General features: G+C 60.5%; 22 protein-coding genes and 3 pseudogenes. 11 read left to right on the forward strand and 14 right to left on the reverse strand.

Annotated elements, in window-relative coordinates:
• Nucleotides 1–28 precede the first annotated feature (28 nt).
• Nucleotides 29–415 carry a DUF805 domain-containing protein gene (locus tag QTA57_RS03515; RefSeq protein ID WP_171557057.1) on the forward strand — a complete coding sequence of 129 codons (387 nt, stop codon included), beginning with the start codon at nucleotides 29–31 and terminating at the stop codon, nucleotides 413–415.
• Here QTA57_RS03515 and QTA57_RS03520 read toward each other — a convergent pair.
• The 4 genes and pseudogenes from QTA57_RS03520 to QTA57_RS03535 form a co-directional block, all read right to left on the reverse strand.
• Nucleotides 412–1,781, reverse strand: a pseudogene (locus QTA57_RS03520) (glutamate--cysteine ligase). The gene QTA57_RS03515 and the pseudogene QTA57_RS03520 sit on opposite strands and share 4 nt — an antisense overlap.
• A gap of 59 nt (nucleotides 1,782–1,840) precedes the next feature.
• Nucleotides 1,841–2,359 carry a hypothetical protein gene (locus QTA57_RS03525; protein ID WP_290153639.1) on the reverse strand — a complete coding sequence of 173 codons (519 nt, stop codon included), beginning with the start codon at nucleotides 2,357–2,359 and terminating at the stop codon, nucleotides 1,841–1,843.
• A complete protein-coding gene (locus QTA57_RS03530) occupies nucleotides 2,352–3,191 on the reverse strand; it encodes a GNAT family N-acetyltransferase (protein WP_290153641.1) in 840 nt (279 codons plus the stop codon). The genes QTA57_RS03525 and QTA57_RS03530 overlap by 8 nt, the downstream gene beginning before the upstream one ends.
• A pseudogene (locus QTA57_RS03535) lies at nucleotides 3,188–3,918 on the reverse strand (16S rRNA (uracil(1498)-N(3))-methyltransferase). The gene QTA57_RS03530 and the pseudogene QTA57_RS03535 overlap by 4 nt, the downstream one beginning before the upstream one ends.
• 11 nt (nucleotides 3,919–3,929) lie before the next feature.
• Here QTA57_RS03535 and ubiA point away from each other — a divergent pair.
• From ubiA to QTA57_RS03550, 3 genes are all read left to right on the forward strand, one after another.
• Complete coding sequence (gene ubiA / locus QTA57_RS03540) at nucleotides 3,930–4,895, forward strand: 4-hydroxybenzoate octaprenyltransferase (RefSeq protein ID WP_290153642.1); 966 nt, start codon at nucleotides 3,930–3,932, stop codon at nucleotides 4,893–4,895.
• A 63-nt stretch (nucleotides 4,896–4,958) separates the two neighbouring features.
• The gene (locus QTA57_RS03545; RefSeq protein ID WP_290153644.1) at nucleotides 4,959–6,872 is read left to right on the forward strand and encodes an OmpA family protein; all 1,914 of its coding nucleotides are present in this window, start codon (nucleotides 4,959–4,961) and stop codon (nucleotides 6,870–6,872) included.
• The gene (locus QTA57_RS03550; RefSeq protein ID WP_145212979.1) at nucleotides 6,859–7,185 is read left to right on the forward strand and encodes a hypothetical protein; all 327 of its coding nucleotides are present in this window, start codon (nucleotides 6,859–6,861) and stop codon (nucleotides 7,183–7,185) included. Before QTA57_RS03545 ends, QTA57_RS03550 begins: the two co-directional genes overlap by 14 nt.
• Before the next feature lie 18 nt (nucleotides 7,186–7,203).
• On the opposite strand, the gene QTA57_RS03555 is transcribed toward QTA57_RS03550, so the two are convergent.
• The 8 genes from QTA57_RS03555 to QTA57_RS03590 form a co-directional block, all read right to left on the reverse strand.
• The gene (locus tag QTA57_RS03555; RefSeq protein ID WP_290153646.1) at nucleotides 7,204–7,644 is read right to left on the reverse strand and encodes a molybdenum cofactor biosynthesis protein MoaE; all 441 of its coding nucleotides are present in this window, start codon (nucleotides 7,642–7,644) and stop codon (nucleotides 7,204–7,206) included.
• Between the two features lie 5 nt (nucleotides 7,645–7,649).
• Complete coding sequence (gene moaD / locus QTA57_RS03560) at nucleotides 7,650–7,898, reverse strand: molybdopterin converting factor subunit 1 (RefSeq protein WP_290153648.1); 249 nt, start codon at nucleotides 7,896–7,898, stop codon at nucleotides 7,650–7,652.
• A 1-nt stretch (nucleotide 7,899) separates the two neighbouring features.
• Nucleotides 7,900–8,562 carry a CDP-diacylglycerol--glycerol-3-phosphate 3-phosphatidyltransferase gene (pgsA, locus tag QTA57_RS03565; protein ID WP_145212987.1) on the reverse strand — a complete coding sequence of 221 codons (663 nt, stop codon included), beginning with the start codon at nucleotides 8,560–8,562 and terminating at the stop codon, nucleotides 7,900–7,902.
• A gap of 17 nt (nucleotides 8,563–8,579) precedes the next feature.
• A complete protein-coding gene (gene uvrC, locus QTA57_RS03570) occupies nucleotides 8,580–10,445 on the reverse strand; it encodes an excinuclease ABC subunit UvrC (RefSeq protein WP_290153650.1) in 1,866 nt (621 codons plus the stop codon).
• 301 nt (nucleotides 10,446–10,746) lie between these two features.
• Nucleotides 10,747–11,523 (reverse strand): SDR family oxidoreductase, encoded by a 777-nt coding sequence (locus tag QTA57_RS03575; RefSeq protein WP_290153652.1) that lies wholly within the window; start codon nucleotides 11,521–11,523, stop codon nucleotides 10,747–10,749.
• Nucleotides 11,524–11,537: 14 nt separating this feature from the next.
• The gene (locus QTA57_RS03580) at nucleotides 11,538–12,494 is read right to left on the reverse strand and encodes a calcium/sodium antiporter (protein WP_290153654.1); all 957 of its coding nucleotides are present in this window, start codon (nucleotides 12,492–12,494) and stop codon (nucleotides 11,538–11,540) included.
• A gap of 3 nt (nucleotides 12,495–12,497) precedes the next feature.
• The gene (locus QTA57_RS03585) at nucleotides 12,498–12,689 is read right to left on the reverse strand and encodes a hypothetical protein (protein WP_290153656.1); all 192 of its coding nucleotides are present in this window, start codon (nucleotides 12,687–12,689) and stop codon (nucleotides 12,498–12,500) included.
• Entirely contained in the window at nucleotides 12,689–13,489 is an 801-nt protein-coding gene (locus QTA57_RS03590) for a S49 family peptidase (protein WP_290153658.1), read from the reverse strand. The genes QTA57_RS03585 and QTA57_RS03590 overlap by 1 nt, the downstream gene beginning before the upstream one ends.
• Before the next feature lie 142 nt (nucleotides 13,490–13,631).
• Between QTA57_RS03590 and modA the strand changes: the two genes are divergently transcribed.
• The 3 genes from modA to modC are packed head-to-tail and all read left to right on the forward strand — an operon-like array spanning nucleotide 13,632 to nucleotide 16,185.
• Nucleotides 13,632–14,402, forward strand: a complete 771-nt coding sequence (modA, locus tag QTA57_RS03595; protein ID WP_290153659.1) for a molybdate ABC transporter substrate-binding protein — start codon at nucleotides 13,632–13,634, stop codon at nucleotides 14,400–14,402.
• On the forward strand, nucleotides 14,399–15,097 hold the full coding sequence (gene modB, locus QTA57_RS03600) for a molybdate ABC transporter permease subunit (RefSeq protein ID WP_290153661.1): 699 nt from the start codon (nucleotides 14,399–14,401) through the stop codon (nucleotides 15,095–15,097). Before modA ends, modB begins: the two co-directional genes overlap by 4 nt.
• Nucleotides 15,094–16,185 carry a molybdenum ABC transporter ATP-binding protein gene (gene modC, locus QTA57_RS03605; protein ID WP_290153663.1) on the forward strand — a complete coding sequence of 364 codons (1,092 nt, stop codon included), beginning with the start codon at nucleotides 15,094–15,096 and terminating at the stop codon, nucleotides 16,183–16,185. The genes modB and modC overlap by 4 nt, the downstream gene beginning before the upstream one ends.
• A 3-nt stretch (nucleotides 16,186–16,188) precedes the next feature.
• Here the strand turns inward: modC and QTA57_RS03610 are convergent, their stop codons facing one another.
• Both QTA57_RS03610 and QTA57_RS03615 read right to left on the reverse strand, forming a co-directional pair.
• Nucleotides 16,189–16,992: a 3-hydroxybutyrate dehydrogenase gene (locus QTA57_RS03610; RefSeq protein WP_290153665.1), complete on the reverse strand. Its 804-nt coding sequence runs from the start codon at nucleotides 16,990–16,992 to the stop codon at nucleotides 16,189–16,191.
• The gene (locus QTA57_RS03615) at nucleotides 16,989–18,503 is read right to left on the reverse strand and encodes a class I adenylate-forming enzyme family protein (protein WP_290153667.1); all 1,515 of its coding nucleotides are present in this window, start codon (nucleotides 18,501–18,503) and stop codon (nucleotides 16,989–16,991) included. The genes QTA57_RS03610 and QTA57_RS03615 overlap by 4 nt, the downstream gene beginning before the upstream one ends.
• Nucleotides 18,504–18,548: 45 nt before the next feature.
• Here QTA57_RS03615 and QTA57_RS03620 point away from each other — a divergent pair, with 45 nt between their 5' ends.
• The 4 genes and pseudogenes from QTA57_RS03620 to QTA57_RS03635 all read left to right on the forward strand — a co-directional run bounded on the left by QTA57_RS03620 (nucleotide 18,549) and on the right by QTA57_RS03635 (nucleotide 24,700).
• Nucleotides 18,549–19,556 (forward strand): LysR family transcriptional regulator, encoded by a 1,008-nt coding sequence (locus tag QTA57_RS03620; protein ID WP_290153669.1) that lies wholly within the window; start codon nucleotides 18,549–18,551, stop codon nucleotides 19,554–19,556.
• Between the two features lie 88 nt (nucleotides 19,557–19,644).
• A pseudogene (locus tag QTA57_RS03625) lies at nucleotides 19,645–21,778 on the forward strand (hydantoinase/oxoprolinase family protein).
• Nucleotides 21,771–23,477: a hydantoinase B/oxoprolinase family protein gene (locus QTA57_RS03630; RefSeq protein WP_290153671.1), complete on the forward strand. Its 1,707-nt coding sequence runs from the start codon at nucleotides 21,771–21,773 to the stop codon at nucleotides 23,475–23,477. Before QTA57_RS03625 ends, QTA57_RS03630 begins: the two are co-directional and overlap by 8 nt.
• The gene (locus tag QTA57_RS03635) at nucleotides 23,477–24,700 is read left to right on the forward strand and encodes an NAD(P)/FAD-dependent oxidoreductase (RefSeq protein ID WP_290153673.1); all 1,224 of its coding nucleotides are present in this window, start codon (nucleotides 23,477–23,479) and stop codon (nucleotides 24,698–24,700) included. The genes QTA57_RS03630 and QTA57_RS03635 overlap by 1 nt, the downstream gene beginning before the upstream one ends.
• The last annotated feature ends 38 nt before the right edge of the window (nucleotides 24,701–24,738 follow it).

Raw genomic sequence — 24,738 nt, forward strand, 5'->3', positions numbered from 1 at the left:
GACATCACAAATTAGACGTGAGGTCATCATGAATTTTCAAACGGCCGTTCGTACGGTTCTTCTCGAAAAATATGCCACCTTCTCTGGCCGGGCCCGCCGGGCCGAGCTTTGGTGGTTTGTTCTCTTCAATATCGTGGTCAGTATCATTTTAAGCATCATCGATCGGGCGATATTCGGTGTCTCGATGGAAACCGGCATGACGAACAGCGTGCTTGGGGTGATCTACTCCCTCGCCGTTCTGCTGCCCAGCATCACGGTCGGTGCGCGGCGGTTGCATGACATTGGCCGGTCCGGCTGGTGGCTGCTGATCGCTTTTATCCCGCTGATCGGCGCGTTGATCCTGATCTACTGGTATATCCAGCCCAGCCAAGACGGCAGTAACGAACACGGCCCGAACCCGATCACCGGGGATTAATAGCTGTATTCACCGTAAATCCGGGTCAGGTCTCCCCCCCCAATCGCCATGATAATGCGCCAGAAGCTCATCGGCGGGGACATGACCCAATTCAACACTCTCTTTCAGCGCATTCAGGAAATGGGTCTCATCCGGAATCAATCCGCCCGCGCCGGGGCAACCCCGCGCCGCCAGCCCCGACTCTGCGATGCTCAGCACCTCGCGCGCCAGATCATGCATTTTGATCGCGCCAACCGCGGCTTGTAGCCCATCGACCGAGGCCGCGACGCGAAGCGCCTCGCGTGTCTCCGCATCCCAGCCCTTGACCAGATCCCAAGCCGCATCCAGCGCCCCTTGATCATAGGTCAGCCCGACCCAGAACGCCGGAAGCGCGCAAAGCCGCCGCCAAGGCCCGCCATCGGCACCGCGCATCTCGATGAATTTCTTCAGCCGCGCCTCGGGGAAAATCGTGGTCAGATGGTCAGCCCAATCGCTGAGCGTCGGCATTTCGCCGGGCAGTGCAGGTAACTCGCCCTTCAAGAAATCGCGGAAGGACATGCCGAGCGCATCGACATATTTCCCGTCGCGATAGACAAAATACATCGGCACATCGAGCGCGTAATCCGCCCAGGCCTCGAACCCGAACCCATCTTCGAACACGAAAGGCAACATGCCGGTCCGGTCGGCATCCAAATCGCGCCACACGCGCGACCGCCAGCTCTTATGGCCGTTCACCTTGCCTTCGAAAAACGGTGAATTGGCAAAAAGCGCGGTCGCGACGGGCTGCAATGCAAGGGCAACGCGCAGCTTTTGCACCATATCGGCCTCGGACCCGAAATCGAGATTGACCTGAACCGTGCAGGTCCGGCGCATCATCGCCGTGCCCATCGTGCCGACTTTCTGCATATAGGCATCCATCAGCTTATAGCGGCCCTTGGGCATCAGCGGCATCTGCTCATGGGTCCAAATCGGTGCGGCCCCCAACCCGATGAAACCAACCCCGATTTGGTCGGCCACAGCCTTCACCTCGCGGAGGTGGTCGTTCACCTCGTCGCAAGTCTGATGGATCCTCCAGCGGAGCGCCAGAAAGCTCCAAAGCGCCGCCCGGCTCGAGGCTGACATTCGCGCCGTCTTTCTCCAGCCCGATGATATGGCCGCCTTCCAAAACCGGCGACCACCCAAACCGGTCGCGCAGCCCTTCCAACACCGCCTGGATCGAGCGCGTGCCCTCATAGGGCAGCGGCTTCAACGTGTCTTTGCAATAGCCGAATTTCTCGTGTTCGGTGCCAATCCGCCAATCTTCTTTGGGTTTGCAGCCATCGGCCAAGTATTCGGCCAGTTGCTCATGCCGCTCGATCGGGCCGCCGCCAGATTGGGGAATAGACATGGGGGTTCGCTCCGGGGTTCAGGGCATGTGTGAAGGCAAGGACTGACGCGCGGGCCTGGTCAAGTCAAGGCCGCGAGCGGGGCCTTTCGCCAAAGCGTGATCGTCCCGGGTTCGGTCCGGCGCAGGCTGGCCAAGAGATGCGGGGTTGAGAGGCCCTCGAGCCGGGTGAATGCATCAAACAATATGTCAGCCCCACTCGCGTCGGTCGGGATGACCAGCACCTGCTCCACTTCGGCCAAGACCCAATAGGTCTTCCCATCGCCGGCGCGGCGAAGCGACAAGGCCTCCAACTCATCCAGAGCGACCGCGCCGCCGTAATAGGGGCCCATATAGGTGACCTTCCCCTCAATCAGATCGACAACGCCCGGCCCCTCGCCCGAGCCTGCAAATCGCATCCGGCGCACGGCGATCGCCCCCATCGGCACCGCGACGGCCACCAGAACCCATCCGAATGCCGGCACGATCCGCCCATGATCCAGCGCGATCCAGAGGCCCAGTGCGGCCAGGACCAGGGCGGCCAAGACCTCACGCCAGCGATAGAGCGTCCGACGTGCCTCGGGGCGGAGAAAGCTAGACATGGGTCGGCTCCTCGAAAAGGCAGATGGAAAACGTCCCGATCCGTTCAAATCCGATTGCGATATAGGCCCGCGCGGCGCTCTCGCTGGCAGCAAAAAGCGTTGCGCGGGAGGCCCGTCCAGCGTCGCGCAACCCGGCCAGGTGCAAGGCCACCGCCCGGCGTGCATAGCCGCGACCACGCAACTCCGGTGGCGTATAGACCCCGCCGACCTGCACAACATCCAGAGCCGAGGCGTTGATACCAGTCAGCGCAAGCGGCACACCGTCGTCGATCAAAACGGCATGCGAGCCCTGCACCAACCAATCCGATATCGCCGCCTCTGCTTCGGCTTCTGCCCGCTCCGGGGAGCGGCCAACCACCTCGATCTCATAGGCCACACGCCAGGCGTACAGAAATTGGCGGTGCGTGTCGGAGAGCGGAACCAGTTCACCCGGCCCGTCAGGTACCCGCAGATCGCTCAGATCAAGCGCGAATTGAGGCTCATCATCATCAATCGACATCGGCTGCGCGGAGAGACCTAACGCGGTGCGAAGAGGCCGCACTTGATCTTTCGCGCCGACAAACCCAGCCAGCGGCAAGTCGTGGAGCAGGGTTCGCGCGTCGCTCCAAGGCGCAGCGCTTGTTCCTTGCGGCATCACCATACCGCTCTCACTGACACCGAGAAGATCGGTGATCTCCTCGCCTTTCCGGGCAATCCAGAACCGCATCGCATGGCGGTGGCCGCCTGCCATCCCATATCTCAAAAGGTTAGAAAGCGGGAACATGGCGGTCATCACATGTTGGCCCAGAAACACGATAATCGCCTCCCGATCATCAAGCGTTGCGGGGATCATTCCCAATCGCCTTTCGTCGCCTGAAAGAGGGTCAGCGCCGCAACGGCCGCTGTATCGGCGCGGAGAATGCGCGGGCCGAGGCTGATTGGAGTGACATAGGGCAAGCCGTGCAAACGGTCCCGCTCCGATGGGCTGAAGCCCCCTCCGGTCCGATCAGGATCGCCCATTTCGATCCATCTGGCGCACGCTCAAGCGCGGCTTTCGCCCCAACGAGCGCCTCATCCGCAAAGATCAGATGTCGATCCTCGGGCCAATCGGCCAAAACGGCGCTCAGTTTCTGCAACCCCGCCACCTCGGGCACATAGGTCCCACCGCACTGCTCCGCCGCCTCAACCGCGTGGGCCTGTAGCCGGTCCTGGCGGATGCGTTCGGCATTGGTGAACTCAGTCTGCACCGGGCAAATCCGGGCCGTACCAAGCTCGGCGGCTTTCTCGACGATGAAATCCGTCCGCGCCTTTTTGATCGGCGCGAAGAAGAGCCAGAGATCGGGCGGCATCTGCAATGGCGCGGTCTGCTCGACACAAGCCAAGACACCGCCCCGCTTGCCGGCCTCCGCAATCTCGGCCCGCCATTCGCCATCGCGCCCGTTGAACAGCAACACAGCCCCACCGACGGCCTGCCGCATCACACCAAAGAGGTAATGCGCCTGCTCCCGCGACAGAGGGACCATTTGCCCCGGACCCAAAGGGTGCTCTACATAAAGCCTGATTTTTGCATGTGCCGACATGAGGCCAAACTATGAGCGAGACGCCAGGAACGCCAGAGGGCCAAGTTGCCGATGCGGTGCGCGACAACTGGGTCGACACATATGCGCCAGATTGGTCGCGGCCCTATCTGCGGCTAAGCCGGGCCGACCGTCCGATTGGCACGTGGCTTTTGCTTCTGCCGTGCTGGTGGGGCGTGTTTTTGGCCGCCGCTGCTGACCCTGAGGGCTTGCGTCTGTTTGACCTGTGGATCGTTATCGCCACCGCTCTTGGAGCGTTTTTGATGCGCGGCGCGGGGTGTACGTGGAACGACATCACCGATCGCGACTTTGATGCTGCCGTCGCCCGCACCAAATCTAGGCCAATCCCGTCCGGGCAGGTGACCGCCAACCAAGCGCTCGGCTGGCTGGTGATCCAAGCGCTGATCGCCTTCGGCATCCTTTTGACGTTCAACCTGAACACCATCTTGCTCGGCATTCTCGCGCTTGTGCCGGTCGCGATTTACCCGTTTGCCAAGCGCTTCACCTGGTGGCCGCAGGTGTTTCTGGGTCTCGCCTTCAACTGGGGGGCGCTTCTGGCCTGGACCGCCCATAGCGGCAGCCTCGCCGGGCCAGCGGTCGTCTTGTATCTGGCCGGGATCGCCTGGACGCTGTTTTACGACACGATCTACGCCCATCAGGACACCGAGGATGATGCGCTGATCGGGGTAAAATCCACCGCACGTTTGTTTGGCGAGCAGAGCAAACTTTGGCTCCGGGCGTTCTTGATCACCTCGGTCCTGGTGATGGCCATCGCCGTGATCATGGCGCTGGCGCCTGGTGGCAACCTCTTGGCGATGGTGTTTACGCTTGCCGGGGCCTGGGCATTCGGTTGGCATATGGTTTGGCAATTGGGTCAGCTTGATACAGATGATCCAGAGACCTGCATGCGGCTTTTCCGATCAAACCGTGATACCGGCTTGCTCGTTGCGCTGTTTTTCGCCTTAGCCGCGCTGGTTTGATTGAACGCCCCCACCAAGGCGCTAAGCCCTTTGGCATCCGTGAGCAGAGCTGGACGTGACCTTATGAGCAAGATTTCCACCCTTATTGCCGCGCTGGCCTTTGTGGTCGCCGGCGCGCTCTGCGTTATCGTTGCGGTCGTCGCAGCACTCCGGATCGAGGATCGCTCGACCGAGGCGGTGGCCTTTGCGATGCGCGAAGAAGGGTTGGATTGGGTCTCGGTCGAGGCGGATGGGCTGCAAGTCCAACTGATCGGCACAGCGCCGGATGAGGCTGCCCGGTTTCGAGCGCTGGCGCGCGCTGGCGCCGTGGTGGACGCGGATCGCGTGATTGACGCCCTTGATGTGACGGAGCCCGATAGTGTCGCGCCCCCACGTTTCTCCCTCGAGATGCTCCGGAACGGCGATGGCATTTCGCTGATCGGGCTGGTCCCCGAGGCGATTGGACGCGAGGCCGTGGCCGATGGAATTTCTGGCATTCGCGACGGCGTCGAGGTGGCCAATATGGTGGAGACCGCGACCTATCCAATCCCCGCCGATTGGGAGGCCGCGATGGCCTTTGGCTTCCGGGCGCTGAACGAACTGCCCCGGTCACAAATCTCAGTCTTTGACGGGCGCGTTGAGGTGACCGCGGTGAGCGAGAGCATCGAAGAGCGGCGGCGCTACCTGGCCGCTCTAAATCGGGCGCGGCCCGATGGCGTCGAAGTCATCATGGACATCTCGGCCCCGCGCCCGGTGATCACGCCCTTCACACTGCGCTTTGTCCGCGATCTCGAAAGCGCGCATTTCGAGGCCTGCTCCGCCGATACCGTCACAACCCGCGCGGCCATTCTGAGCGCCGCACGTGAGGCCGGGCTGAACGGCCCGGAAAACTGCGTGATTGGCATCGGCGTACCGTCCCCGCGATGGGCCGAAGCGGTGACCACCGGGCTGGAAGCCCTGACGGCGCTTGGCGCAGGGACACTGACCTTTTCAGACGCCGACGTGACCCTGATCGCGGCGGAGGGCACACCGCAGGGGCTGTTTGATCGGGTCATCGGCGAACTCGACGCCGACCTGCCCCCTGTCTTCTCGCTTCACGGCGTCTTGCCCGAGCCCCCGGAGGGCGGTCCAGAGGATGGCCCGCCAAGCTTTATCGCAACCCGCAGCCCGGAAGGGTATGTGCAACTGCGTGGCCGCCTGCCCGATGATCAAGCGGAGCGCGCGATCTATGCCTATGCCCGCGCCACGCTTGGCCGTGACGACACTTATCTGGCCACCCGCAATGATGACAATCTGCCCGATGGCTGGGTTATCCGCGTCCTGGCCGGGCTGGAGGCCCTTGCGTTGCTGAACAATGGCAGCCTGACGGTGGAGCCCGGCCTCGTCTCCATCCGCGGCAACACGGGCAGCCAATCGGCAGTATCTGACCTCTCGCGGCTTCTTTCCGAGAAACTGGGCGAGGCCGACAATTACGAGATCGACGTGACTTATCAGGAACTTCTGGACCCAACGGCCAACATTCCAACAGCCGAGGAATGCGTTGCGCGGATTACGACCCTTCTTGGCGAGCGCAAAATCACCTTTGATCCCGGCTCCGTTGAGATCAACGAAACCTCAGGCGAAATCCTCGACCAGATCGCCGAGATGCTGCCGGATTGCCGCCATGCGCGGATGGAGATCGGCGGCCACACCGACAGCCAGGGCCGCGAAGTGATGAACCTCAACCTCAGCCAAGCCCGCGCCGATGCGGTTCTGAATGGGCTTCTGGCGCGCGGCGTGCTGGTCTCGAACCTCACCGCGCAAGGTTATGGCGAAACGCAGCCGATCGATGACAACGGCACAGAAGAGGGCCGCGAGCGCAATCGCCGCATCGAATTCCGGTTGCTTGCGGGCGGCGTGCCGTCTAGCCAGAGAGAGACGGCGGAGGACCCCGCCGAAGAGGCTGCGGCAGAGGCGGACGACCCGCCCGCCGAAGAGGGATCGGATGAACAGAACTGAGTTTATTGTCGCCATTGCCATCATTCTGTTCGTGGCGTTTGTGTTGGGCTGGTTTGCGAATTGGCTGGTGCATCGGTTCAGCCGGGTCACCGGCGCGGATTTGAGCGAAATGGATGAGATGGCCAAGGCGCTGCACGATGCGGAAGAAACCCGCGATCAGGCGATCACGTATTTGCAGCAGCGCGAGGCGGAACTGACCAACCAGTTGAGCCAGACCGAAGCGGAATTGCGCGCGGCGATGGAGGGTCTGCGCGAAGCCCGGCAGGAAGCCGAAGAGCTGCGCGCTTATGTCGAGCGGGCCAATCAGGGCTAGACTTGCCAGCCACGATGATTACCAGCGCTTGAGCGCCACCTCATCTTCGTCACGTGCCGCGACCCAATCGGCCTTATCGCCGGCGATCTCCTGTTTCCAGAACGGCGCGCGAGATTTCAGGTAATCCATCAGGAATTCGGCTGCGGCAAACGCATCCGCGCGATGTCGTGCGGCCGTGGCGACCATCATGATCGGCTCGCCTGGCGTCATCTCGCCATAACGATGCAAGACAAATACATCGGTCAAAGACCAGCGGGACCGCGCTTGTTCGGCGATCTCGCCTAACGCCTTCTCGGTCATGCCGGGGTAATGTTCGATGATCATTTTGCTGAGATCACCCGTCGCCACATCCCGCACCAAACCGGAAAAGCTGACCACCGCGCCCGCGCCTGCGACATCGGCGGCAAATCGGTTCAGCTCGGCCCCCATATCGAACAGTTCGGACTGCACACGGATCATGCGGCTCAACCCCCGGTCATCGGTGGGAAAAACGCAATCTCGCGGGCACCAGCCAGCGGCGCATCAAACTCCACCAGTTCTTGATCAACTGCGGCGCGGATCGCCGACAGGTCAGAGAAGGCAAACGCATAGGCCTCGTCGCGGTCCTTGAGTTCGTTGATCAACTCGCCCACGGTGGCGGCTTCTGTCTCGACCTGTTCATGGCCGACACCGACGCGCTCCCGAAGCCAAGCAAAATAGCGCAGTTCTACCATATCAGTCCTCTCGCAGATGCGGCATTGCCTTTAGGAAATAGTCGACGCCAGTCACCAATGTAAGGCCTGCGGCCAACCACAAAAGCGCCAAACCGCCCCATGAGGTGAGAAGCAGCCCGTAGTACTTCCAGATCAGCCCAAATTCGTCTTCGATCACGCCGCCCAGCACATCGCGCACGATCTCGCCATCCATGCCATAGGTCTGCATTCCGAAATAATGCTCAAACAGACCCCAGGCAAAAAGCAGCGCGATCGCCACCATCTGCACGGCTGTCTTCCACTTCGCTAATGGCGTGACCTTAAGTGTGCCAGCGGTGTCGCCCAAAAACTCCCGCAGGCCCGAGACAAATACCTCCCGAAACAGGATCGCGACGACCGGGATCATCAGCCAAACAGACACCCCCAATATGCCAAGCAGCACCGCGAGCGCCATCACCACCATCGCTTTGTCGGCAATCGGATCCAACATCGCGCCGAATTTGCTCACCTGATTCCAACGCCGGGCCAGATCGCCGTCAATATAGTCGGTGAGTGAGGCGGAGATGAATAGAACAACCGCCACCCAATCGGCGTAAGGCCTGTCCAGAAAAAGAAAAATCAGACCCAAAGCCGGGGCGGCCAAGAGACGGAAGACAGTCAGGATATTGGGAATGGTCCAACGCATGTGCCAGCCTTATCGCCTTAGCCGCGCTCATGGAAGAAGTCATAGATCGTCTCGGCCATCGCATCGGAAATCCCGTCAACGGCTTTGAGATCGGAGAGGTCGGCACGGGCCACCGCCTTGGCGCTCCCGAAATGGCTCAGAAGCGCACGTTTGCGGGTCGCACCGACGCCTGGCACGTCATCAAGCGGGGTTGCGCCAACCGCTTTCGACCGTTTCTGACGGTGCGCGCCGATGGCAAAGCGGTGCGCCTCATCCCGCAGACGCTGGACGAAATACAGCACCGGGTCGTTGTGTCTCAGCGCGAAGGCGCGCGTGCCGGGGCGGTGGAACTCCTCTTTCCCTGCATCCCGATCGATGCCTTTTGCCACGCCGATGAAGGGCACATCATCGACGCCCAGATCGCCCATGATCTCCGCCACCGCGCTGATCTGTCCTGCACCACCATCGATCAGCAGAAGATCGGGCCAGGCCTCGGTCTGGCGATCAGGGTCTTCTTTCAGGAGCCTTTGGAACCGGCGAGTGAGCACCTCTTTCATCATCCCGAAATCATCGCCCGGCGTGATATCCGTGCCCTTAATATTGAACTTCCGGTATTGGGATTTCATGAAGCCATCGGGGCCGGCGACAATCATCCCACCGACCGCGTTGGTGCCTTGGATATGGGAGTTGTCATAGACCTCGATCCGCTTGGGCGGCGCATCCAGATCGAAGGCCTCCGCCAGCCCGCTCAACAGCTTGGTCTGTGTCGCGGTCTCCGCCATTTTGCGCGCCAAGCTCTCGCGCGCGTTGCGCTCCGCACCGGCCACAAGCTCTGCCTTTTCGCCGCGCTGTGGCACCAGAATTTCCACCTTCCGGCCAAGCTTCTGACTCAGCGCCTCGGCCATCAGGTCTGTGTTTTCGATGCCGTGAGACAGGATCAACTGCCGCGGCGGTTCTTTGGTGTCGTAGAACTGTCCGATGAAGGCTTCCAAGACCTCGGGCGCCTCCGCGCCCGCCACGCGGGGATAGAAATCGCGATTGCCCCAATTCTGATTGGCGCGGATGAAAAACACCTGCACACAGGCCTGCCCGCCCTCCATATGAAGCGCGATGATGTCGGCCTCTGTGACACCTTTCGGGTTGATGCCTTGGGCCGACTGCACATTGGTCAGCGCGCGGATCCGGTCGCGGAGCGCGGCGGCGCGCTCGAACTCCATCGCCTCCGACGCCGCCGCCATGTCCCGGGCGAGGGTTTCTTGGATTTTGGTGCTGTTCCCCGACAGAAACCGCTCCGCATCCTTAACGGAGGCGGCGTAGTCTTCCTGGCTGATATAACCGACGCAGGGCGCGCTGCAGCGTTTGATCTGATAGAGCAGACAGGGTCGGGTGCGGCTATCGAAGGTCGCGTCGGAGCAGTTGCGGAGCAAGAACACCTTCTGCAGTTGGTTCAAGGTCCGGTTCACCGCACCGGCACTGGCGAAGGGGCCAAAATAGCCGCCCTTTTCTTTCTTCGCGCCGCGATGTTTCTTGATCTGTGGGAACTCATGTTCGGCCGAAACCAAGATATTCGGGAAGCTTTTGTCGTCCCGCAGCAGCACATTGTAGCGCGGCTTGAGCTGCTTGATCAGGTTCTGCTCCAAAAGCAGCGCCTCAGTCTCCGTCCGCGTGGTGAGAAACATCATCGATGCCGTTTCGCGGATCATCCGGGCGATGCGAGGATCATGCCCCGTCGGTTTGGCATAGTTCGACACACGCTTTTTCAGCGCCCGCGCCTTGCCGACATAGAGCACCCGCGACTGCGCATCGAGCATCCGGTACACACCCGGCGAGTTATCCAAAACCTTGAGGTAGGATTGGATCACCTGGTGCCCGGTTGGCGTGGTTTTTTCGGCCTTATCAGACATGTCTCAACGGTCTTAGCGATTCCCGTTCTGGCTGCAATGAGATGGGTCAGGGATCAACCCTAAAGGTTTCCACCATTCCTGTGGATAAGCTTTCGGATAAATCTTGGGCAGGGCGATTTTTTTGTTGTTTTTGGCGCAGTTCATCGGTTTGCCTATTTTTTAGGCGCTTTCTCAAGACTTTGTTTTCAAAGGAAACTTTTTGCTGATTCCTTCATGGCAACACGGCTGTCATAAAAGGGTCGTCGGAGCGTTACATACGCGTTCACGGTGGACAACTGACCTTTCGGAACCGCTCGCGCGCCTATTCGACGCCCAACACATCCGGCGTCTGCCACCCCAGATGCTGCCCCCCGTCGACACAGATCAACTGCCCCGTGACAGCGCTGGCAGAGAGAAGATATCGCAGCGCTCCGACGATGTCCTCCGGTGACGCGCCGCGCTCCAGAACCGTCGCCTTGCGTTGCGCCGCGAAATGCTCCGCCGATTGCCGGGCGCCCTGCAGGGTCGGCCCTGGCCCGATGGCATTGACCCGTACCTTGGGCGCCAGAGCTTGCGCGGCGGTTTGGGTGAACGCCCAAAGCCCCATCTTGGCAATCGTGTATGTCATGAATTCCGGCGTCAGCTTGCGGACCCGCTGATCGATCATGTTAACGACGAGCCCCCGGGCCATGGGTTCACCCGCCGCATCAACAACCGCGTCGGGGATCTGATCGGCCAACGCTTGCGTCAAAACAAACGGTGCGCGGAGATTGGACTCCAAATGCCGATCCCAGCTTTCGCGCGTCGCCGTGGCCAGCGTGTCATATTCGAAGATCGAGGCGTTGTTGATCAGGTGCGTGATCGGGGTGCCCAACGCGTCCACCGCGTGCGGCAAGAGCGCGGCAGTTTCTTCTTCCGAGAGCAAATCCGCCTGCAAAGCAACCGCCCGCCGCCCAAGCGCCGTGATCTGCGCCACCGTTTCCGTGGCCTCCACCTCCGAGCTTGCGTAATGCACAGCCACATCAAACCCGGCCTCTGCCAGGGCAACGGCCATTGCGCGGCCCAGACGTTTACCCGCCCCTGTCACCAATGCGGCCATGTTTCCCCCAAGTCTCAGGCCAGAAGAGTGCCGATATAGATGATGTAAAGCGCCACGAAGGCCAAACCAACCGCCCGGCCCATTTTCAGCTTCATGAAGACAAACGGCGCCAAGACCAAGGATGCAGCCAGCATCACCCAGAAATCGAACACAAAGAATTCAGGGGCGACCGGGATTGGACCAACAAGGGATGCCACCCCAATAATCGCCAGCAGGTTGAACATATTCGAGCCGATGACATTGCCGATCGCCACCTCGGCATGCTGTCGGATCGCCGCCATGACCGTGGTCGCCAGTTCTGGCAGCGACGTACCGATGGCCACAAGGGTCAGACCAATCACCGTTTCACTGATCCCATACGCCCGCGCGATAGAGGTCGCACTATCCACCAAGAGATCCGCCCCCAAGGGCAAGCCAATCAAGCCCAGAAGCATATAGAGACCGATCTTCCACCAGGGCATCGACGGATCGGCTTCTTCCAGTTCTTCTTCGGCAATCATAGCGCCATTGGCTTCGGCACGGTGTGCTTGTGCGCTGCGAAACGCGTCGCCCAGCACCAAGCTCAAACCCGCCAGAAGCACCAACCCATGCCACCAGACAAACGGGCCCGCATAGGCGAGACCAATGAAAAGAAACGTCCCCGCGATCATCATCAAATACGTGCGACGGGTTTCGCATTGCCTAGTGTCCAGCCCAGAGATCAAGGCCGGGACCCCAAGCACCAAAAGAACATTCGCGGTGTTGGAACCGACAACATTGCCGAGCGCCAAGCCGGGCACGCCTTCCCAAATCGCTTGGATCGAGATCAGCAGCTCGGGCGCAGACGTGCCAAAGGCCACAACCGTCAAACTGACAATCAACGCCGGAATGCCCAGCCGCAGGCTCAGATTGACTGCACCCCGCACCAAGACATCGCCGGCCAAGAGCAGGATGATCAGGCCAAGGCCCGCAAGCAGAAACTCGATGATCATCGTTTAGTCCTGCTCCTCGGAACACCGACGGCATGGCCCGCCTTTGAGATTGTACCGGCCACATTCCGGGCAGAGGCGCGGTTTCGGCAATCCGCCGGACCCATCGCGGCGCCCGATCCGCGGCAGGCGCAGCCGCCCAAACATCGCCAAAACGACCATACCAATCAAAAAGAGTGAGATGATTTTAACCATCATCAGAGCCCATACCTGGCCCAAGCCGCGCGGGCATCCACCGCACCGGCCAGGTCATCAACGATCTGCACGCCGACCCGTTGCAACAAACCGCGCCGAGGCCCATAGGCCGCGAACCGGGTCTTGTCGCCATAGAGCTCTTTCATTTTTGGCTTGAGATGTGCCACGCCGTCGGCCAGGCCCAGACCAACCGCCGTCTCGCCCACCCAAAACTCTCCGGTGAACAAGTCATCATCCTTTGCCAGACGATCACCTCGGCTGGATTGGACATGCGCAATAAACGCATCGTGAATCTGCGTTTGGATCGACTTCAGACGCTCGACATCTTCGGCACGCTCGGCACGAAACGGGTCGAGCATGGATTTGTCTTTGCCCGCCGTGTGTACCCGCCGTTCAATGCCAAAGCGCGCGATAAAATCCTGCAATCCGAAGCTGGCTGAGATCACACCGATGGAACCGACAATTGAACTTGCATCGACCCAGATCTTCTCCGCTGCACAGGCGAGCCAATACCCGCCGGAAGCTGCCACATCCTCGACAAAGGCATGGACTGGCACCTCTTTCTCTTCCGACAGCCGTTTGATCCGCGCCGCGATGAGAGACGACTGCGCCGCAGACCCGCCCGGCGAGTTGATGATCAGCGCCACCGCTGCGGGTTTGCCGCGCGAAAAGGCCTTTTCGATCATCTGAGACGTGTTCGCGTCGTTCAAAACACCGCCGCGGCCCGTGCCCGCGATCACACCTTGCAGCCGCAAAACCGACACAAGCGGATCGCTTTTCATAAAAGGAATGAAGCGCTTCATGGAGGGGCATGTAGCCTGCGACCTCGCTTGGAACAAGGTACAGGGCCAAGAATTGGTGTCCCTGTGATCAACAGGCGGCAGACAATCGGAAAAAACCGCGCAAGTGGTTGCGTTCCCCGGAAATCTGACGCGCAATTGCGCCATGTGCCGGAATACTCTCTTTGCCCCTTTGCGCGCCCTTGGGGTCGTGACCCTGATATTCTCCGGGTTGCCCAGTCTGGCGCAGGCCGAAGATCTTCTGATCTTTGCCGCAGCCAGCATGCGCGACGCGCTGGAAGATGTGGCCGAGGCCTGGGACGGCGCGCCGCTGGCGATTTCCTACGCTGGCAGCGCCGTCTTGGCCCGGCAGATCGAAGCAGGCGCGCCCGCCGATATCTTCATCTCGGCCAATGAAGCCTGGGTCAGCCATCTGGTGGATCAGGGAGCCATCGACCCGGCGCGGACCGAGGTGATTGTGTCCAACCAACTGGTCGTGGCCGGACCCATCGGTGCGGTCGAGACCAACACGGACTTAGCCACAGCTCTCGGCTCACTACCCGACGACGCACGTATTGCAACAGGGTTGCTCAACGCGGTTCCCGCCGGGATTTATGCGCGTCAGGCCCTCGAAGCCGAGGGGGTATTGGATCGTTTTCTGCCAAGATTGGTGCAGACCGACAATGTCCGTATTGCGCTGGCCCTCGCCGCACGGGGCGATGTCGCGCGCGCGATTGTCTATCGGACGGATGCGCTGGCCGACTCGCAGGTGGCGATTGACGTGCACATACCGGGCCATCTGCACGACCCAATCCGCTATCCCGCCGCCGTAATCACAGGCAGTGACCACCCTGACGCCACCGCCCTGCTCGACTTCCTAACCTCGCCGCAAGCCCGCGCGATTTTCGAAAGCCACGGATTTGAGGTGCCGCAATGACCTTGGGGCTTGGTCCGGCGGAATGGCAGATTGTGGGCCTGTCGCTACAGATTGCGGTTTGGGCGATCATGGCGAGCCTGCCCCTTGCGGTCTTGGTCGCGCTCGCCCTGGCCCGGGCGGAGTTTTGGGGCCGCGAGATTCTCAACATTGCCGTGCATTTGCCCCTGGTTTTGCCGCCGGTCGTGACTGGCTACCTTCTGTTGATCCTCTTTGGCGCCCAAGGCCCATTGGGGCGGTTCTTTGAAACCGTCTTTGGCCTCACCTTCGCATTCCGCTGGACCGGAGCGGCGCTGGCCTGCGGGATCATGGCCTTTCCCTTGATGGTCCGCGCGATCCGCCTCGCCCTTGAAGCCGTGGACCCAAAACTGGAAGAGGCCGCGGCAACGCTTGGCGCATCGCGGGTCCGGATATTCGCGACTGTGACGCTCCCCTTGATGCTGCCCGGCATTCTGGCCGGCACCATCTTGGGCTTTGCCAAAGCGCTTGGCGAATTTGGGGCAACCATCACCTTCGTGTCGAATATCCCGGGACAGACCCAAACCATCCCCACGGCGATCTACAGCTTGCTCCAAGTGCCGGGGCAGGAAGGCGCAGCACTGCGGCTGATCTTGATCTCCATCGCGCTTTCCGCTGGGGCATTGATCGCGTCGGAATGGATGGCGCGTGGTATGGCCAAACGGGTGCGCGGCACATGAACGTGCATCTCTCTTTCCGCCACCGGTTTCCGGATATGGAGTTGGCGCTCAACTGCACCATTCCGAATGGGGTTACAGCTTTTTTTGGCCCCTCGGGTGCGGGGAAAACCAGCGTTCTGCGCGTCATTGCCGGGCTGGAGACACCCGATGAGGGCGTGATCGAGATCGGCACACACCGTGTCTTGGACACCGACGCCAAAATCAACGTCCCAACCGCCGCACGGCGCATCGGCTATGTGTTTCAGGAGCCGCGCCTCTTCCCGCATCTGAGCGTCGCCGCCAATCTGCGCTATGGGCAAGCGCGCTCCAAAACCCGCGCCCTGCCCCTCGGCTTTGACGATCTGGTGACGCTTTTGGGCCTAGACGCGCTGCTTGACCGGCGCCCGGCAACCCTGTCTGGCGGCGAGGGGCAGCGCGTGGCGCTTGGGCGCGCCCTGCTCTCCGGCCCCGATCTTCTGCTAATGGACGAGCCGCTCTCAGCACTGGATGCGCGCCGCAAAGCGGAACTCTTGCCCTATTTCGAGCGGCTCAGGGATCAGCTTGGCCTGCCAATCCTATATGTCAGCCATGATGTTGCCGAGGTGACCCGGCTGGCCGATACGATTGTCCTGATGGAGAAAGGGCAAATGCGCAGCATCGGCCCAGCGGCGGAGATCATTGCGGGCGGCGAAACCGACAGCCAGATCAGCCGCGATCTGGCGGGCGCGATTCTCAGCGTCACGATTGCTGGTCATGACCCGGCCGATGGCCTGACCGAAGCCCGGATCGGCAGCCAGCCGATCTGGCTCCCCGGTCAAGTTGGGGCCGCCGGGGACCAACTACGTGTCAGGCTGGATGCGCGCGATGTGATGTTGATGCGTGAAGCGCCGCAGGGGATCAGCGCGCTGAATGTGCTGCCTGTCACTGTGGTGAGCATCGTGCCCGGCCCTGGGTCCGGCGCTTTGGTGCGGCTTGATCACCAGGGCCAAATATTGGTGGCTCGGGTCACCAAACGCTCGGTCCGCGCCTTGGCACTCGAACCGGGTATGCCCCTGCACGCCATCGTCAAATCCATGTCTGTCACGCCGGAGCGGGTCGGGACGGGGTAGCGCTCACTGCGCCGTCCAACCACCATCAATCGGGATCGACGTGCCCGTGACGTTATGAGCAATCGGCGCGCAGAGCCAAAGTGCCAGCGCGCCGATTTCAGCCGGGTCAGACGTCCGCAAACTGGGTTGTTTCTCCGCCAACAGCTCCGCGACCCCGGCCTCCCGATCCCCGCCATGGGCCTTGGCGCGCATCTCGATCTGCGGCTCTATGATCGCGGTTTCGGTCCAGCCTGGGCAAATGCAGTTGACCGTCACACCACCCGAAGCCTTCGACCCGGCTGCGGCATATTCCAGGGCGGCAACCCGGCTAAGCCCCACCAACCCAAATTTCGCCGCCACATAGGGCGCTTTGTCTTTCGAGGCGACCAACCCATGCACCGACGCGATATTGATCACCCGGCCATATCCCCGCTCCGCCATGATCGGCATGGCGGCTTGCATCGTGTGAAACGCGGCGGAGAGGTTCACCGACAAGATCGCCTCCCACATCTCGCGCGGCATCTCGGCCAGGGGTGCGGTATGTTGCACGCCCGCGTTATTGACCAAAACATCGGCCCCGCCCCAGGCCGCGACCGCCTCCATCAACGCAGCGATCTGGTCAGGGTGGCGCAGGTCTCCGTTGAAGAATTCGGCCTGCGGCGCGCCCAGCTGACGCAGATGTTCGCAGACCTCATGAATTTGCGCATCCCCCGCCAACCCGTGCACCGCGATTCGTGCGCCCGCGCTTGCCAAAGCCTCCGCAATCGCCAATCCGATCCCCTGCACCGATCCGGTGACCAAGGCGGTTTTGCCTCTGAGATCACTCATACCTCGCTCTCCAATCTCTGGCGCAGTTCCGTCTTCAGGACCTTGCCATAGTTGTTCTTGGGCAACTCCGGCAGCGCGATATAAGCCTTCGGCCTTTTGAACCGCGCGATCTGCTCCAAGCACTGCGCGTCAAGCGCGGCTTCGTCCAAGTCGGCGCCTGGCGCACAAACCACAAAGGCCACGACATCCTCGCCCCATTCCGGCGAGGGGCGACCGACAACAGACACTTCATGGACGGTTGGATGTTGCAGCAAGACCTCTTCGATCTCGCGCGGATAGATATTGCTGCCGCCGGAGATAATCACATCTTTCGACCGATCTTGCAGGGTCAGATATCCATCCTCGTCCAACCGACCCACATCGCCGGTCATCAACCAACCGTCTTTCAGCGCCGCCTCTGTCGCCTCCGGATTGCGCCAATAGCCGGGCATCACCGGCGCGCCGCGCACCATGATTTCGCCGACCTCACCGTTGGGCAGCGGCGCACCATTGGCCCCCGCAATTGCAATCTCAACCTGCGACTGCGCGCGACCGACCGAGGCAAGACGTGCCCGCCAATTTGGATGGGTCCGGTCCGCGACCTCCGCGCGGCTCAGCGCCGAGATCGCCATGGGACATTCGCCCTGGCCGTAGATCTGCACGAATTTCGGGCCGAACCAATCCACCGCCTCTTCGATATCCGCCCGATACATGGGACCGCCGCCATAGACGATGGTTTTGATCCCTTCCCCGGTCTTCTCGCTGGCTTTGGCCGTATCGATGAGACGACGCACCATCGTAGGAGCCATGAACATCGATGTTGGGCCATGGGTCTGCGACAGGTCCAACAGCTCGATCGGGTCGAACCCGCCCGAGAGCGGGCAAATGTGCCGAGCGCCCATCCGCACATGAATGGGCGCATAGATCCCGGCCCCATGACTCATCGGCGCGGCGTAATAGGCCGCATCCTCGGCGCTGACCGGATCGACATCGACGGGGTAACAGAGCGAGGTGGCGGCGATCATCCCATGCGTGATCTGAACACCTTTCGGCTGTCCGGTCGTGCCGGAGGTGTAGAACAGCCAAGCGAGGTCGTCCGCATTTCGCGCGACGGTGGTGAGCGGTGGCGCCGCACACATGTCCGCAAACGCATCGGTACTGATGTCAGTCAGAGGCACGTCTGTCGCCTCGGCCAGGTCTGAACCAAGGTCGGGCGTGACAAATACTTGGCTTGCGCCGCTATCTTGCAAGATGAACGCCGCTTCTTTCGGATGCAGCTTCGCGTTGATTGGAACCACTACCGCGCCCGCGGTCCAAACCCCATAATAGACCGTCAGATAGTCCGGACAGTTCTTCATAAACAAGCCGACTCGATCACCCGGACCGACACCCCTGGCCTGAAGAGCCGTCGCCAGACCTGCGGCCTGCCGGGCAAAATCTTCATAGGTTGCAACAACCTGATCGCCCAGCAACAAAGCCGGCGCGTTGCCATTCGTCTGCGCAACTCGGTGCAGCCAATCGGCGATGTTCATCGGCCCAACCCTCCCCGTTTCGATTAGTTGAAGCCGCAAATAGTCATGTATGCAACCCGTCGTCCCGACAGGTCTATTGGCGAACGTGGTGGCCATATCTCAGCGATTGGCGTTAAGGTCAGCAGGCTATCGGAGGCGACTTTGGCACAGATCAGCTTGAAACAACTTGAAGCGTTTGTGCAGGTGGCGGACCTCGGCAGCTTTCGCAGGGCCGCCGAAAAACTTCACACGACACAGCCCAACATCTCCTCACGCATTGCTGGACTTGAGGAGCAGCTTGGGTTGAAGCTCATGGATCGGGACGCCGGATCCGTTCGGCTGACACCGGTTGGCGAGACCTTGCTGGCCAAGGCGCGGGATGTCCTCAAATCAATGGACGCGTTTTTTGTGGCCGCAGGGGATGAGCACCTCTTCGATGGCGTACTGCGCCTCGGCGTCACCGAGATGATCGTGCATTCCTGGCTTGGCGATTTTCTAAGTGCGCTGACGGAGCGATTTCCGAACATCGACGTGGATTTGACGGTCGATTACTCGGCCAATCTCTCAACCTCGTTGTTCAACCGATCCATCGACCTGGCGCTTCAAAGCGGGCCGTTCAATCGACAGACCTCCGCCAATATCGAGTTGGGGAGTTTCGATATGATCTGGGTGGCCGAACCCAAGCTCGGCTTCACCGACCGCGTCTTGTCGATGGCCGATTTGGCGGAACGCCCGATACTCACACATGCCCGAGGCACGCTGCCCTATGAACAGTTGAAGGATCACGTTCAGAAACTACCGGAAACCTCTGTCCGGCTCGTGGCATCGACCAATATGTCCGCCTGCCTTCAGATGACCCGTAATGGGCTTGGCATTGCCTGTTTGCCCGAGGTGATGGTGCGCGACGATATCAAATCAGGTGTCTTGGCCCCTCTTCGCTATCTTTGGGTTCCGGAGCCGCTCTGGTTCCGCGCCCGGTACGATGGCGAGACCGCGCCGTCCTATGTCGCGCAGGCCGCGGAACTGGCGGGGCAAATCTCTCAGGCGTTCCAGCCAACGGCTCAGGATCAATAATTTCAATCGTTTCGATCCAATATAATAATTTGTTTGAATTGTTCGGCGTGTCTAGGATGACCTCAACCAAGACGAGAGGATTGACAGAATGGCGAGCGTCACAACCCGTTTGGGCGTCGATATCGGAGGGACGTTCACCGATGTCGTTCTTGAGATTGATGGGACCCGATATTCGACCAAGGTTCTGACAACGTATGCCGCCCCCGAAGATGCGATCATTGACGGGATGCACCAAGTCTGCGGCAAGGCGGGGATTGCAACCAACGAGATTGGTCAAATCATTCATGGAACCACCCTCGCGACCAATGCGTTGATCGAACGGCGCGGCGCGAAGACGGCTCTCATTACCACGAAAGGCTTTCGCGACGTGATCGAGATGCGGACCGAGAGCCGGTTCGAGCAATACGATCTAAACCTGACCCTTCCAGAACCCCTTTTGCCTCGCAATCGCCGCTATGTCGTCGACGAGCGCATTGATGCAAGGGGCGATGTTTTGCGGCCTCTTGATCGCGCCGAAGTTGAGGCGCTGGCCGATGAGCTGGACCAAGCGGGTTATGAAAGCATCGCGGTCGGCTTGCTCCACAGCTATGTCAGCGATGTCAATGAACGTCTGATCGCCGAGGTTCTGGCGGAGAAGCTTCCCGGTGCGATGATCTCTCTGTCTTCCGACGTCTCGCCACAGATGCGAGAATACGAACGCTTCAACACCACCATCGCCAATGCCTATATCAAGCCGCTGATGAAATCCTATCTTGGCCGCTTGAAAGAGCGCCTAGCTGCGGAAGGCGCGGGATGCCCGGTGTTCCTGATGCATTCGGGTGGCGGGATTATGTCCTTAGAGAGCGCCGCAGAGTTTCCTGTGCGTCTGGTCGAATCCGGCCCGGCCGGCGGCGCGATTTTTGCCGCCGATATCGCTGCGAAACACCAGCTCGACAAGGTGCTGAGCTTTGATATGGGCGGCACAACGGCGAAGATTTGCTTGATCAAAAACCAGACGCCGAAAACCGCGCGCGTCTTCGAAGTGGCCCGCACATATCGCTTCAAAAAGGGCTCCGGCATGCCGATTTCGATCCCGGTGATCGACATGGTTGAGATTGGCGCGGGCGGTGGATCAATCGCTCATGTCGACGCGATGAACCAAATCCGCGTCGGCCCAGAAAGCGCAGGGTCCGAGCCTGGCCCCGCCTGTTATGGTCGCGGCGGCGCTGAGCCCGCTGTCACCGACGCGGATCTTGTGCTTGGCAAGCTTGATCCCGACAATTTCGCAGGCGGTTCCATTCCGCTCCACCCAAAGAACGCCGCCGAGGCGCTTCCAGGCGGCGATCGGTCAGAAGCTCGACATGGATCCCCGCGAGGCCGCCTGGGGCCTGGCCGAAGTGGTTGATGAGAACATGGCCAACGCCGCACGCGTTCATGCGGTGGAGAATGGCGAAGACCTCAGCGAATATACGATGATCGCCTTCGGCGGCGCGGCCCCGCTTCACGCGGCGCGGCTCTGCGAAAAACTTGGTGTCGCGCGGTGCCTCGTCCCGCAAGGGGCCGGGGTTGGGTCCGCCATCGGCTTTCTCAGAGCGCCCTTTAGTTTTGAGGCAAACCGTTCCGTCTTTATGCGTCTCTCGGCATTCGACCCCGATCTTGTGACCAAGCTCTTCGCGGATATGAAAGAGGAAGCGACGCGGTTCGTCCGATCCTGCGATGCAACCGCCGAGATACTCACGGACCACAAAATCTATATGCGCTATGCGGGCCAGGGATGGGAAATTCCGATCCAACTGACCGCTGAGCAAGCCGCCAATCCGGATGCCGAGACGCTTCTTGCCCTGTTCGAAGCCGACTACGCCAATCTTTTTGGGCGGGCCGTTGAAAGCTTGGAAGTTGAGATCACCGTCTGGTCGGTCAACGCCTATACACAACCCGGCGAAGCCCAGCCGATTGGCGCGGTTGACGCCACCCGCCCCGCCGACACTGCGGGACAGCGGCATCTCTTCGACCCCGGCCTCGGTTCTCAGGTCACCGCGACGGTTGTAAACCGATCCGACATTCGTCCAGGGCAGATCGCAGAAGGCCCCGCCATCGTTGTCGAAGACGAGACCAGCGTCGTCGTGCCGAGCAGCCGCGAAATTCTGTCCCATTTGGACGGGACATTGGATGTCCGGCTGAAGACCAACGAAGACCGCTCAGCGTCGATGCCGCAGACAACCGAGGAGACAACTCATGCCTGATCACAGCAAAGTTGCCTATCAGGTCATGTGGAACCGCTTGATCTCCGTCGTCGAAGAGCAGGCCCAAGCCCTGGTCCGCACGGCGTTCTCCACCTCTGTGCGGGAGGCGGGCGATCTGTCGGCTGGTGTCTATAACGAAAAGGGCGAGATGCTTGCCCAGGCCGTCACCGGTACACCGGGCCATGTCAACGCGATGGCCGATGCGGTGGGCCATTTCATTCGGCGGATCGGCCCGGCGAATATGGCGGCGGGCGATATCTACATCACCAATGATCCTTGGGAGGGGACGGGTCACAAGCATGACATCACCGTCGTCACCCCATCCTTTCATGAAGGTGCCCTTATCGGGTTCTTTGGCTGCACCGCCCATGTGACCGATATCGGCGGGCGTGGCTTCGGAGCGGACGCTAATGATGTGCATGAGGAAGGGCTCTATATCCCGATCATGAAATTCGCGGACAAAGGCACGGTCGATCAGACGCTCTTGTCGCTCATCCGCGGGAATGTTCGGGAACCGGATCAGTTGGTGGGCGATATCTATGCCCTGGCAAATTGTAACGAGATCGGTCACCGACGCCTGATTGATATGATGGCTGAGTTCGGGCTGACCGATCTGCGCGGGATTTCCGACTTCATCCTGACCAACTCACGTCAGGCCACATTGGAACGGATCAACGCGCTCAAACCCGGTATAGCCGATGGCCATATGCGGATTGATGGGTATTCCAAACCTATCGACCTCAAGGTCCGGCTGACCATCGAAAAAGACCGGGTTTTGAGTGATTGGGCGGGAACAAGTGGCATCGACAAAAAGGGCATCAACGTCCCACTGGTCTACACCAAAGCCTATGCTTGCTATGCCTTGAAATGCGCGATTGCACCGGAGATTCCCAATAACGCGGCCTCGCTCGCGCCCTTTGAAATCGTGGCCCCAGAAAACACGATCGTGAACGCCGTCCACCCGGCTCCGGTCGCGCTCAGGCACGTCATTGGCCATATGGTCCCCGATACTGTCTATGATGCGCTCGACAAATTGCTGCCCGGTGTTGTGCCGGCCGAAGGGGCGGGATGCTTGTGCAACTTCCAGGTTTCTTTGAGGCCACGCATGGATGCGCCCGCGCCAGCAGATGCGGTTCGGGCCGAGGTGTTGACCTTCAACTCCGGCGGCTCAGGCGCGCGACCGACCCTTGATGGGATGAATGCAACCGCCTTCCCTTCGGGCGTCATGACCATGCCGGTGGAGGCGACGGAGCAGGTTGGCCCTGTGATCATCTGGCGCAAAGAGCTCAGGCCCGATAGTGGCGGCGCAGGTCAATATCGCGGCGGGCTGGGACAATTCATGGAGGTTGGCGCGCGCGACGGGCACGAGTTCGACATTTCCGCCATGTTGGATCGTGTCGATCACCCCGCCCACGGACGCCAAGGTGGCCAAGATGGCGCGCCGACCCGCATTGCGCAGGATGACGGCACTCCGATGAAAGGCAAAGGTAAGCAGTTCGTTGCCCACGGCCAACGCGTCTGCATGGCCTTCCCGGGCGGGGCTGGATATGGCCCACCGAAGGACCGGTCCTTGAACGATATCAAACGCGATTTGGCGTATGGCTATATCACAGCGGAGTTTGCTGCAGAGCACTATGGGCTTGCCGACGCGCAAATCACTGACATCCTGACTCGGGCAAAACTGGGCGAGGTCTTCTGATGGCAAATGGTCAGGTTTCGGCATCGCCGACCAAATCTTCCTATGATGTTGTCATCATTGGCGGCGCGATCATGGGGTCTTCGACCGCTTGGTTTTTATCGGATAATCCGGATTTTAACGGCTCTGTTTTGGTCGTAGAGCGCGACCCGACTTATGAAACCGCATCGACGACCCACACGAACTCCTGCATGCGGCAACAATTCAGCACCAAGCTGAATGTCCGCATTTCGCAGTTTGCCGCCGAGTTTGTGAAAAATCTCCGCAGCTATATGGGAGGAGATGACCGGGTACCCGCGCTCTCCATCCGCTCGTTTGGGTACATGTACCTGGCCGACACAGATGCGTTCGCCAACGTCCTGCGCGCCAACCAAAAGGTGCAACTTGCCGCTGGTGCCGCCACGCAACTGATGACGCCTGAGGAGATCGCGGCGGCATATCCGTTCTACAATACCAATGACATCTTGCTTGGCTCTATCAATCTCGTTGACGAAGGCTATTGGGACGGGGCGACGGTATTCGATTGGTGGCGTCGGCAAGCCCGCGAGCGAGGCGTCGAATATGTGACCAATGAGGTCGTCGCGATGACCAAGAACGCCTCCGGCACACGGGTGGACAGTGTGACATTGAGATCAGGTGACGTCATTTCATGCGGTCAGGTGGTGAACGCCTCCGGCCCACGCGCCGCGCGGACCGCGCGTATGGCTGGGATCGACGTGCCTGTTGAACCACGCAAACGGTATTCTTGGGTCTTCAAAGCCGAGACGCCGCTGGACCGCGATCTGCCGCTGACCATCGATCCGTCTGGCGTTCATGTGCGCGAGAATGGCGGCGGTACCTATCAATGCGGCGGCCATTCTGACGCCGATCCAGCGGTAACCCATGATGACTTCTCCATGGACCACGGGATTTGGACCGATCATGTTTGGCCCATCTTGGCGACGCGCATTCCGCAATTCGAGGCCATTAAGGTTCAAAACGAATGGGCCGGGCATTATGCGATGAACACCTTTGATCACAACGCGATCACGGGGTCTCATCCGGAGATTGAGAATTTTGTCTTCCTTAATGGGTTCTCAGGGCACGGATTGCAGCAATCTCCGGCAATGGGGCGGGGAACAGCCGAATGGCTGACCTATGGTGAATATCGTAGCCTTGATCTAAGCCCTTTCAGCTTTGATCGCATCGGACAGAACGCCCCGATCGTCGAGAAGGCGGTTATCTGACGGGCTTGGGTCAACATCCGAACGTAATGGCCCCCGAG

Source organism: Fontisubflavum oceani (genome assembly GCF_030407165.1).
In the GTDB taxonomy this organism is placed as follows: Bacteria; Pseudomonadota; Alphaproteobacteria; order Rhodobacterales; family Rhodobacteraceae; genus Rhodophyticola; species Rhodophyticola oceani.